This window comes from Candidatus Roseilinea sp. NK_OTU-006, from assembly GCF_012931985.1.
GTDB lineage: Bacteria > Chloroflexota > Anaerolineae > J036 > Brachytrichaceae > JAAFGM01.
In genome coordinates, this window is sequence record NZ_JAAFGM010000048.1 from 1 (window position 1) to 10,398 (window position 10,398).

Consider the following 10,398-nt stretch of genomic DNA (forward strand, 5'->3'; position numbering starts at 1 on the left):
CCCATGTTACGGCCACCGGCTTCCAGCCGTCCCCCAACCGTTGAGGCGATAAAGGTGTGACGCGTGCATAGTCCCATAGCGTGATGCGCAGTGTGTGTGTGATCCCCTCGTCGGTTGTCACGAGCACATCAATGTGAGTCTGACCCTGTGGGTCATCATCGAGCAGATGGAACAGGAGCGAGCGATCTGCATCGAACTGAACGCGGCGAACCTTGACGTCCGCCACTGTCTGATCGGCCATCGCTGTCGGTTCCCATTCGAGATGGTTGCCACGCTTAACGAGCTGTGAACCTCGCTGCGGTAAAGACCCGCCAACCGGCAATAACTGGTTCATCGTTTGTATCAACGACCCAACTTCGGGCGCGGTCAAGCCCTGCGGTGTTTCAAAGCTAATCGTCGGCTTCCACGCCGCGGCGATACTCAAGACTATTGCGAGAATCAGGATCCCGAGGATGAGTGCACGCTTTGTCAATACCATTTCAGTTCTTGTATAACTCCGATGCGTTGCCTGATAGTCGAGAAGGCTGGGTATGCTTTCTCGACTATCAAGCAGGTGGCATCACTTCCCGTTACTGAGCAAGTCCCAATACGGCGACGGGACACTAACCTGCACTTTATCCACGCTGACACCTTGTTTCATCGCCAACTCTTTTGCAAGAATGTGGGGCATAACATCAACAAGGTGTATGCGGGGATCGTTAGCAAGCTGTCCGAGACCCGATGCACTAGCGACAATTCGTCCTCGAATGACCGCAACACCCAACAGCCTCAGACCCCGTGAGTTAAGCTCCGCATTCAGTTCGTCCGTATTGACGATCGCTGATGGAATCGCGCGCTGTCCAATCGCATGCAGTTGATCCTTGTCATCTCTGGCTGCCAGTATGACGTGTTCTGAGGACAACCCTGTGCGATTCGATAGATCTCGCAACTCCTCCAAGGTGATGGGCTGATTGAATGTCACCTGGAGAGTCACAACCTCGGTTTGCCCATCGGCAAGCAGGTTCGATATTGCCATACGTTGAGCGGATGCATAACTCTCGCGTTGTGAGGAATCGCGGAGGTCTGGATTCACGTATACGCGCAGATAGCCGTTGGGACGAGTCTCGACGCTGTATGGGAACGGGTTCGACGACGCAATATCAGCGCGGACGGTGTTGATTGTAAAGAAACCTCCCGCAAGTCCAAGAAGACACGTTGCGATCACTGCAAACTTCTCTGGCTTTGACATTTTGAATCCTCTGCAAGCGCCAAGTGCAAGTGCTAAATTGCATCAGTTGGTGTAAAGCACCTTATCCAGCCAATCGTGGGTGGGCGAGTTATTTCGTTGATAGCTGATGTTGATCGCCCCGCTTACCCCTCGTTGGTTTTTGTAATAGAAGACTTGGAAGTAGTATTCGGTGTTGGCAACGACCGACCACGGATTGACACCTAACTCGGCCTCTTCGTAAACGAAGCGATTGCCGCAGTCGTCCCAAACCGAAATGCCATAGTTAGGCAGATTTGTGTAGAACGTGTTGTAGTTCAAGCGATCACCGCCAGGGTTATCAGCGGTGCAGTCGGCTGTCATGTCGAGCCTTGGAGAGCTGTCTGACCGCATTGCCGATAATGCACTGGAATCCCACTTTAAGTTCTGTGCAATTCCGCCCTGATAATTGGCGCTGGTTGATAACCAGTAGTAACCCAGTGGCGCTGATGTAAAGGTGCGATCCCACGCCCATGCAGTGCCAACGGCAATCAGAATAGCGCTCGCGGCCGCAGTTAGTGCGATTAACTTAGACCACACCCGACTCACCGTTGGCGGATTCCCGCGCTCGAGTGTCTTTCGTCCAAACATATGTGTTTACTCCTCTTGTTGAATTGATATGGACTATCTGTCGACGATCCGTCCCCTAATCGTCGTTGCACGCGCAACGAACCCGCCGACAGCCTATAGTCTCGACCTTAGCCGCATATCACGGTTGTGTAACAGTCATGTAACAGTTGTGTAAACGACGTAATGAGGCAGCCAAAAAATGTGGCGGGTAACCAACGAAAAACTCGGCTGAGCAGGCCGAGTTTCTCTAAACTCAAACGAGGAATCCCTTTCACCGTTCAAGGAGCGGCTGATGAGACCGCCGCCGTGACCTGACGCATGAAGTGATCAGCTGGTAGACCGGAGCACTGCTGAGAGAATGCGTCATCCGTCATCGGCGTGATTCGTCCCTCAACCAGTTTGAGTCGCGCCTGTGGTGTGCCGTTGACGATGAACTTTTGGCTGTCGGGGGCGTGCACTTGGTCGCCGCTGATGTCCTTCAAGAACAGAATGGCCTGCTCACCACGCTCGAACAGGGGATCGTCCTCCAACTGCATCGTTCGCCCATTGTAGTTTCCGCCGGTTTGCACAAGAATGATCTCCTGTCCTTCAGAAAGATCGCCCTTGATCACTTTGTCAACGCGAACGACGTGGTCAGTGAAGACAATGCCGCCGATGAACTGGTCATTGCGGATATCCTGATCGGCAAGGAAGCGGACCGGCATCGCTCCCAAAACAGTCCCTTGAATGACCGCATCCGAATCGCGCGCCATAGACGGCAAATCCGTGAAGTGCTTTGCCCAGTGCGCGGCCAGAACGATGGACTTATCACTGACGGTCTGATTCCCTGCTTGGTCCTCTGTAAGCTTAGCTTGATTGTTTGCAACAGAGAATAGCATCATAAGCAACAAAACAGGGAACAGAAGCATTGGAAGAAGTAGACGTTTCATGCTTATCCTCCTCGTAAAGATCGGTTAAGGATACAGAGCGTTCACCCCGTTGACGTCATCAGCGCGTGGATAGATGGCGCAGTAGCCCGAAGAATTCATGAGCACGCAGGACACTCTATTTTCGTGATCGAGTCCAATGCTATGTCCGAATTCATGCGCTGAGGTGTGCTGACGATTGATGAGTGGCTCGCCGTCTAACCACGTCCGATTGAGTCGAATCTCGGCTCCTGTGTATGGCGATACGTATGCGCTGGGTGCAAGAGCGGTAATGCCAATCCACCCAGTGTATCCGTAATGAGCAGCTCCTACCCAAATTCTGTAGTTGTAGGGATCATAGGTCCGATAAAGTTTGACTTTGGAATATGTTGCACTTTCCCAAGATCCCGCCGCGGCCACGATTTGATCGGAATAAGTCCCGCTCCAACCGATGTAGTAATACACGGGGAAACTAGACCATCTACCTCCATAGAGGCGATATGCATGGGCCGAACTGGCGAGAGCACCCAGGCAGACCAGCATAGCGACAATTCCGCTAAGCAGTTTTCGCATTTCGCCCCTCCATTTTGAGACAGCTCCCGTAAATCTGTTTATACGAATACAGCGTCAGCATGCATGGGCAACCTTAGTCGCACATCACGGTTGTGTAACAGTCATGTAACAGTTGTGTAAACGACGTAATGAGGCGCGAGCGTGAACTACGAAGAGTAGAGGGGGAATTCGAAGCGGAAGGTTGCGCCAGTATGCGCGCCTTCGGTCTGGCTCTCGATGATGAGCTTGCTGCGGTGCAGGCGCAGGATTTCTTCGACGATGGCCAGACCGAGGCCGCTGCCTTCAACATCGGTGCGCGCACGGTAGAGCCGACGCGTGACGTAGGGCAGATGCGCCTTGGGGATGCCCGGCCCAGTGTCACGCACTTCACAGGCGATGGCGTTCATCCCTGCTTTGAGCACAACTTCAACCCAGTCACCGGCGCGCCCATACTTGATGGCGTTATCGAGCACATTCAGGAATACCTGCCTCAGCCGATCGGCATCGCCGGGAATGAGTGGCAGGTCTCCCTCTACGCGCATGGTCAATGTGATCTGCCGCGCTTCGGCCAACGGCATCATCTGCGCCACGGCCGTTTCAGCCACCTCGATCAGATTCACCGGTCGGGTGACCGTTTCTTCAGCTTCGGTCAGGTCGAGTCGCGCCAGCTCGATGCCGGCATCAATCAGGTGATGCGCGCGGCGTGCTTCGGTGCGAATCGCCTCCAGCGCTTTGTGTCGGGCTTCGCTCGACGCTTCGAGGAGGGTTGCTACCTCGGCCTGTGTTTGAATCGTGGCGAGCGGCGTGCGGATTTCATGTGCAAGTAGGCGCAAATTCTGCTGAGCCGCGCGCCGGCGCTCGCGCAAGTCGCTCAGCTGGGCGAACAAAGCGCGACGTTGCTCGGCGTAGATGCGCCGGGTCAGCCAGCAGCCCAAGCCTAAGCCTAGTCCTACGCATAGTGTCAGTGTGCCGGCCACAGCTAAGAGAACGGCTCGCAGGTCGAAGATCATCATCGCGCGTCTCGATCCTCAGCGCTCTGTTCGGCAACCAGCTTGTAGCCGAAGCCGCGCACCGTGAGCAACCAGCGCGGTTGCGCCGGGTCGTCCTCTATCTTCTGGCGCAACCTTTGGATGTGAACATCCAGCGTGCGCGACTCGCCACCAAAGTCATAGCCCCACACCGCACGCAGAAGCGTTTCTCGCCCGAAGGCGCGCCCTGGATGGCGCAACATCAAGCGCAGCAGTTCATATTCCTTCGGCGTCAATTCCACTCGCCGGCCTTGCACCTCAACGCGGCGCTCGGCCTCCCACATCACGATCGGCCCGTTTGTTAGAGGCAGCGCAGCCACGCGCGGAACGACGCCGTCCGAGTCACGGTGGCCAAACCGCTCGACCAGGCGAAAGATCGCCTTGATTTGCGCTAGCAACGCACGTGGTTCGAAGGGCTTGGTGAGATAGACGTCCGCGCCGACCTCCAACCCGATCAGCCGATCTACCGGATCGCTACGCGCAGTCAACATCACCACCGGCGTGTAATCCGGCAGTGCACGCGCGGCCTGACACACTTCCAGCCCATCGATATCGGGCAGATTGAGATCGAGCAAGATCAAATCCGGCGAAGTCGTGGAGAGCGCCCTGATCGCGGCTCGCCCTTCAGTGAACGTCGAAGCATCGTAGCCCGCGCAACTCAGCAGCACTTGCAGGGCATCGGCAACCGCACGATCGTCCTCGACGATCCACACCCGTGGTCTGGCCATCGAGCCAAATTATCCATTGGCCAACTTGATCATCCGCGTCACGAACAGCCGCATGAACCGCTCGGCGTCCACTTCCGGCGCGACGTGCATGTTGGGCAGCCGGCCGGTCAGCCGCCAAAAGTCGGCGCAAGTGGCGGCATGCGCGGGACCATCGCCCGTCTCCACGTCCACCTACAGCGCCACCGTGGTCACCAGATCGGGAGCGAAGGCCAATGCCATGGCCAGCGCGTCGTTGATAGCACAACCCTCGATGTTCTGGGCCGTCTTGTGGTACTTGATGTAGAAACGCGTCGCATCGGCCAAGAAGCGAACGATCGGGGTGCGCACATCGGCTTGGGCCGCGATGTGCTGCATGTCCGCCTCGCGGAACAGGCACCGGTATGTCACATCCAGCGGGACGAGGGTGATCGGCAGGCCGCTGTGGAGGACGATGCGCGCGGCGTGTGGGTCGCACCATACGTTGTATTCGCCACGCAGAGGCATGTTGCCCTCATGCCGGAACGCGCCGCCCATGATGATGCAACGCCGAACGGCGGGGACGATGCGCGGCTCGCGGCGCACGGCCAGCGCGATATTGGTCAGCGGGCCGGTCGCCACCAGCGTGATCTCGCCCGGCGCAGCGAGCAGCGTTTCGATGAGAAAGTCCACAGCGTGTCCGAGCGAGTGGTTGAGCGCGCGGCATCGGTAGCTCGGCATAGCCCAGGCCACTCAAGCCATGTGGCGGGGATCAGGTCCTTGATCAGTCCACGCGCGCATCCTTGCGCCACCGGCACATGCAATGTGCCGGCCAGCGCATTGCGCGTCTCATACTCCACTAGCGCATTGCCGCCGACGGTAGTGACGCCGATGAGGTCAATCTCCGGCGAGGCACATGCCGGCAAGATCGCCAGCGCGTCGTCAATGCCCGGGTCGCAGTCAAGCAAGACGCGGGAACGGTTCATGGGTGATTGAGCGAAAGTTGCGCTCAGCCGAGGAGCGAAGCGATCAGCCCTGCCAGCACCGCGATGCCCGCGACGAGAAACCAGACGCGATTCTCGTACAGCACGTCGCGCATCGAAGGCTTGCTGGGCGTCTTCGCGGCAGTCGGTCGCGAGAGAGCTTCGGTGCTGAACAGCATGTCCCTGAATTCGGCGATGCTGGACAACGGCACGTTCCTGAACGGCAAAGAGGTGAAGGAGCCGAAGTTGCTCCAGGATAGCGACGAGATTCAGATTGCGTTGTGCGTCAAGATCGCCTTCGTCGGCAGCGACGCGACCGCGCCGCTCAACGCTCGTCCGATCAGCAAGGCCATGCGCCCGGTGGTGCGCGGCATCCGCATTGACAAAGAGAGCCGCCGCGTCTACATCGCCGAGCAGGAGCTCGAGCCGCCGCTCTCGTTGCAGCGGTATCGCCTGCTGGAGTTGCTCGTGGATGCGAACGGCGGCCTGGTCTCGCGCCAGGACATCGTCGAGCGCGTATGGGAGGGCGAGAGCGCCTATGGCGTGAGCGAGCAGGCCATTGACGCGAAGATTGATAGCGAGGTCAGCAAGATCATCTGGCGGGCCTACAGCCGGGCCAAGCAGTTGCTGACCGACAATCGCGACAAGCTGGTGGCCGTCGCCAAGGCGTTGCTCGAACGCGAAACGCTGGACGCCAATGAATTTAGAGCCGTCATCGGCTTAGCGGCGTTGCCGGCCCCTGCGCCTTCGCAGAACGGCATGCCGGCCTGAGCCGGACGGCCCACATCACGCCGATGCCGCTGCGGCGCTTCTCCGGTGAGGGGGCGCCGCAGCGCCGTTATCGCGGCCTGGAGGGATAGGCGCAGCGAGCGCCTTGGTTCGAGCGCTGGGGGGTATCCGGGGCGCGACGATCATCTTTGCTCGAACCGGCGAAAGCCCTCGCCGTATACCTCCTGCGCTTGGCCGATGACCATGAACGCCTGCGGATCCGTTTGCGCCACCAGCGCCTTGAGCACCGAGGTCTCGGCGCGGCTGATGACGACGAACAGGATCGGACGTTGCGCGCCGGTGTAAGCGCCGATCGCCGACCAGCGTGTTACGCCGCGCCCCATCCGGCGCATCACCGCCTGCGCCACTTCCTCCGGCTTCTGCGTAATGATGAACGCCGTGCGCCCGATCTGCACGCCTTCGCTAATCGTCTCGGCAGCGACGCCGCTCACATAGAGCGCGATGACAGCGTAGAGCGCCCGCTCCCAGCCAAAGATGAGGCCCGCCAGCGCGATGACGATGGCATCGGTAACAAGGTAGCTCTGGCTGAGCGGGATTGAGCGCCAGCGCACCAGCAGCAGGGCTAAGATGTCGGTGCCGCCGGTGGTGGCTTGGGCGCGAAAGACCAGGCCCATCCCAATGCCGCCGATGATGCCGCCGAACAACGTGTTCAACACGATGTCGTTCGTCACACCGCCCACGCCGGCGCGTTCGAGCAGCGCCGTCGCTCCGCCGTAGAGCACGACGGTCACTATCGTGCGGATGAGAAAGCGCCACCCGCCCAGATAGCGCATGCCCAGGACGAACAGGGGGAGGTTGAGCAGCAGCACCCAGACGCCAACGGCAAGGGCAAACGGCAGGGCGCGGCTCAGGATGAGCGCCAATCCGCTCACGCCGCCCGGAGCGAGATCGGCCGGCGCAAGGAAGACCGCGACCGAGATCGCCTGGATGATCGCGCCGACGACGATGAGGGCATAGTCGCGTGAGAGAAGGAACCAGCGATGCGAGACAAGGGACACCAAGGGCGATTGCACAGGCCAACTGTATCGCACTCTCGTCTCCAGGCTTCGTCCGCAAGCGCGTTTATTCACAACGGCCAACATGGGTAGGCGCCGGCATGGCCTGCCGCCCCGGCCGGTCTTTGTGCATGTTGCGCCTAAGCCCAACGGGAGACGCGCGCGGGCAAAATGCGGATGTTAGAATCCCATCGCGTGGAAACCAGGCTTCGCCGAGAAGCCTGGTTTCATTCGGCTATGGCAGAAACCAACAAAATCATCTATTCGATGGTGCGCGTGGGCCGCATCCACCCGCCCAACAAACAGGTGTTGCGCGATATTTCGCTCGGCTTCTATTACGGCGCGAAGATCGGCGTGCTGGGCCTCAACGGCGCCGGCAAGAGCACGCTGCTGCGCATCATGGCCGGCGTGGATCAGGACTACATCGGCGAGACTGTCCTCTCGCCCGGCTACACGCGCGGTTTATTGGAACAAGAGCCGCAGCTCGACCCGACCAAGACCGTCAAGCAGGTGGTCGAGGAAGCCGTGCAGCCGCTGGTGGACTTGATGAAACAGTATGAGGCGGTCAACGAGAAATTCGCCGAGCCTGACGCCGATTACGACAAGTTGCTCGAGGAACAATCCCGGCTTCAGGAGGAGCTGGACAAGCACGACGTTTGGACGCTGGATCAGCGGCTGGAAGTGGCGATGGATGCCCTGCGCTGTCCGCCGCCCGACACGCCGGTCAGCGTGCTCTCCGGCGGTGAGCGCCGGCGCGTGGCGCTCTGCCGGCTGCTGCTCACCGCGCCGGACATCCTGCTGCTCGACGAGCCGACGAACCACCTGGACGCCGAGTCGGTGAGCTGGCTGGAGAAACACCTGCGCGACTACAAGGGCACAGTCATCGCCGTCACCCACGACCGCTACTTCCTGGACAACGTGGCCGAGTGGATCCTCGAACTCGACCGCGGCTACGGCATCCCATGGAAGGGCAACTATTCGTCGTGGCTGGAGCAGAAGAAGAACCGGCTGGCCCTAGAAGAGAAAGCCGACCTCAAGCGCCAGCGGACGTTGGAGCGCGAGCTGGAATGGATCCGCATGTCGCCCAAGGCCCGACAGGCCAAGAGCAAAGCGCGCGTCAACGCTTATGAGAAGCTCCTCTCTCAGGAGACCGAGCGGCGCCGCGAAGATCTGGAGATCTACATTCCGCCCGGCCCGCGCTTGGGCGACGTCGTGATCGAGGCGCGGAACGTGACCAAAAGATATGGCGACCGCGTGCTCTATCAGAATCTGAGCTTCGCAGTGCCGCCCGGCGCAATCGTCGGCATCATCGGCCCGAACGGCGTGGGCAAAACGACGCTGTTCCGCATGATCATCGGGCAGGAGAAGCCGGATGCCGGCGAGATCATCGTGGGCGAGACGGTGAAGCTCGGCTATGTAGACCAGAACCGCACGCTCGATCCCAACAAGACCGTGTGGGAGGAAATCAGCGGCGGCGAGGACTTCCTCCAGCTTGGCCCGCGCAAAGTGCAAAGCCGCGCCTACGTGGCCAGCTTCAACTTCCTGGGCAGCGACCAACAGAAGAAGGTCGGCGCGCTCTCCGGCGGCGAACGCAACCGCGTTCATCTGGCGAAGATGCTGAAGGAAGGCGCCAATGTGCTCCTGCTCGACGAGCCGACTAACGACCTGGACGTGAACACCTTGCGCGCCCTGGAGGAGGCGATCGAGGCATTCGCCGGCTGCGCGCTGATCATCAGCCACGACCGCTGGTTCCTGGATCGCGTAGCCACCCACATCCTGGCGATTGAGGACGACGGCGAAGTGCGCTGGTTCGTGGGCAACGTGAGCGATTACGAGGCGGCCTATCCGCGTCCGGTGCGCCGCAAACAGCGCAAGTTGCAGTTGTGAGCCTCGCGCGTCCCGCGCAGCTCGACAAGCGCCACTCGATGATTGCCCGAATGCTCAAGCGCATCGGCTGCTGTGCGTGCGCCGCGCTCCTCCTGGCCGCGTGCAGCAGCGCGCCTCAGCCCGAGCCGACACCCGAAATCGCCGTTACGTTCTATCCGACCGCCACGCCGACGCCCGAACCCACACCGACGCCCATCCCGGTCGAGACGATCTGGATAGACCCGGCGTTGCCGACAAGCTGGCGCGAGTCGCTGGCGCAGCAGGTGAGCGACTTTGCTCGTCAAGCCGCGTCGGCACAGCGACAGGTCGCCATGACCGACAACCCGAACGCCGATGTGCGCATCAGCATAGGCGACGCCGGCGCGCCGCTCATCACCCACACCCTCGCGGTGGCTGCGCCCTTCCCCACGGTGGCCGACGGCATAGCGTCCGCCGACTTCATACGCTTCTGGCGTGGGGAGCCGGCGGCACTGGCCGGCCTCTCGGACGACGGACAGACGCCGCCGACGCTCTTCCTCGACCCGGAGACGCGCGTCGCCTTGACGCTGCTCCTCGGCCCACTGGCGGAGTCGCCGAACGTTCAAGTCGTCCCCTCCGCAGAGGTCATTTCAGCGACCTGGGCCGCTCGGCCGGCTGCGTTCGCCGTCGTGCCTTTCGACCGGCTGGAAGGACGCTGGAAGCTGCTTCAGGTGGACGGCGTCAACTTGTTCGAGCGCGAGGCCGACATGAGCGCCTATCCGTTCACGCTGCGCGTGCGCGCGCA

The 10,398-nt window shown here is 60.4% G+C and carries 14 protein-coding genes and 1 pseudogene; 3 read left to right on the forward strand and 12 right to left on the reverse strand.

All coding sequences use genetic code 11. The features are described 5' to 3' along the window. From GXH28_RS14730 to GXH28_RS14770, 11 genes are all read right to left on the reverse strand, one after another. Positions 1-478: hypothetical protein (locus GXH28_RS14730; protein ID WP_169239784.1), on the reverse strand; the 478-nt coding region annotated here is incomplete at its 3' end. Between the two features lie 81 nt (positions 479-559). Next, entirely contained in the window at positions 560-1,228 is a 669-nt protein-coding gene (locus tag GXH28_RS14735) for a hypothetical protein (protein WP_169239785.1), read from the reverse strand. A gap of 42 nt (positions 1,229-1,270) precedes the next feature. Then, positions 1,271-1,567, reverse strand: a complete 297-nt coding sequence (locus GXH28_RS14740) for a hypothetical protein (RefSeq protein WP_169239786.1) — start codon at positions 1,565-1,567, stop codon at positions 1,271-1,273. A 524-nt stretch (positions 1,568-2,091) separates the two neighbouring features. Then, positions 2,092-2,742: a hypothetical protein gene (locus GXH28_RS14745; protein ID WP_169239787.1), complete on the reverse strand. Its 651-nt coding sequence runs from the start codon at positions 2,740-2,742 to the stop codon at positions 2,092-2,094. Between the two features lie 24 nt (positions 2,743-2,766). Next, the gene (locus GXH28_RS17015) at positions 2,767-3,291 is read right to left on the reverse strand and encodes a matrixin family metalloprotease (RefSeq protein WP_445082663.1); all 525 of its coding nucleotides are present in this window, start codon (positions 3,289-3,291) and stop codon (positions 2,767-2,769) included. A gap of 146 nt (positions 3,292-3,437) precedes the next feature. After that, positions 3,438-4,283 (reverse strand): sensor histidine kinase, encoded by an 846-nt coding sequence (locus GXH28_RS14755; protein ID WP_169239789.1) that lies wholly within the window; start codon positions 4,281-4,283, stop codon positions 3,438-3,440. Then, complete coding sequence (locus tag GXH28_RS14760; protein WP_169239790.1) at positions 4,280-5,026, reverse strand: response regulator transcription factor; 747 nt, start codon at positions 5,024-5,026, stop codon at positions 4,280-4,282. Before GXH28_RS14760 ends, GXH28_RS14755 begins: the two co-directional genes overlap by 4 nt. A gap of 9 nt (positions 5,027-5,035) precedes the next feature. After that, complete coding sequence (locus tag GXH28_RS16550) at positions 5,036-5,197, reverse strand: hypothetical protein (protein WP_240550438.1); 162 nt, start codon at positions 5,195-5,197, stop codon at positions 5,036-5,038. Next, positions 5,198-5,674 (reverse strand): nucleoside hydrolase, encoded by a 477-nt coding sequence (locus tag GXH28_RS14765; protein ID WP_320447971.1) that lies wholly within the window; start codon positions 5,672-5,674, stop codon positions 5,198-5,200. Continuing rightward, the gene (locus GXH28_RS16705) at positions 5,605-5,967 is read right to left on the reverse strand and encodes a nucleoside hydrolase (RefSeq protein ID WP_255464592.1); all 363 of its coding nucleotides are present in this window, start codon (positions 5,965-5,967) and stop codon (positions 5,605-5,607) included. The genes GXH28_RS14765 and GXH28_RS16705 overlap by 70 nt, the downstream gene beginning before the upstream one ends. Before the next feature lie 23 nt (positions 5,968-5,990). Beyond that, entirely contained in the window at positions 5,991-6,143 is a 153-nt protein-coding gene (locus GXH28_RS14770) for a hypothetical protein (RefSeq protein WP_169239791.1), read from the reverse strand. Here GXH28_RS14770 and GXH28_RS14775 point away from each other — a divergent pair. After that, a complete protein-coding gene (locus tag GXH28_RS14775; protein WP_169239792.1) occupies positions 6,142-6,735 on the forward strand; it encodes a winged helix-turn-helix domain-containing protein in 594 nt (197 codons plus the stop codon). The two genes, GXH28_RS14770 and GXH28_RS14775, sit on opposite strands and share 2 nt — an antisense overlap. Positions 6,736-6,875: 140 nt before the next feature. Here GXH28_RS14775 and GXH28_RS14780 read toward each other — a convergent pair whose 3' ends face one another. Further along, positions 6,876-7,751 (reverse strand): YitT family protein, encoded by an 876-nt coding sequence (locus GXH28_RS14780; protein ID WP_169239793.1) that lies wholly within the window; start codon positions 7,749-7,751, stop codon positions 6,876-6,878. A 234-nt stretch (positions 7,752-7,985) separates the two neighbouring features. On the opposite strand from GXH28_RS14780, the gene ettA reads away from it, so the two are divergent. Together ettA and GXH28_RS14790 are read left to right on the forward strand one after the other, a co-directional pair. Then, on the forward strand, positions 7,986-9,635 hold the full coding sequence (gene ettA, locus GXH28_RS14785; protein WP_169239794.1) for an energy-dependent translational throttle protein EttA: 1,650 nt from the start codon (positions 7,986-7,988) through the stop codon (positions 9,633-9,635). A gap of 50 nt (positions 9,636-9,685) precedes the next feature. Next, positions 9,686-10,398, forward strand: a pseudogene (locus GXH28_RS14790) (hypothetical protein); the annotation flags it as partial.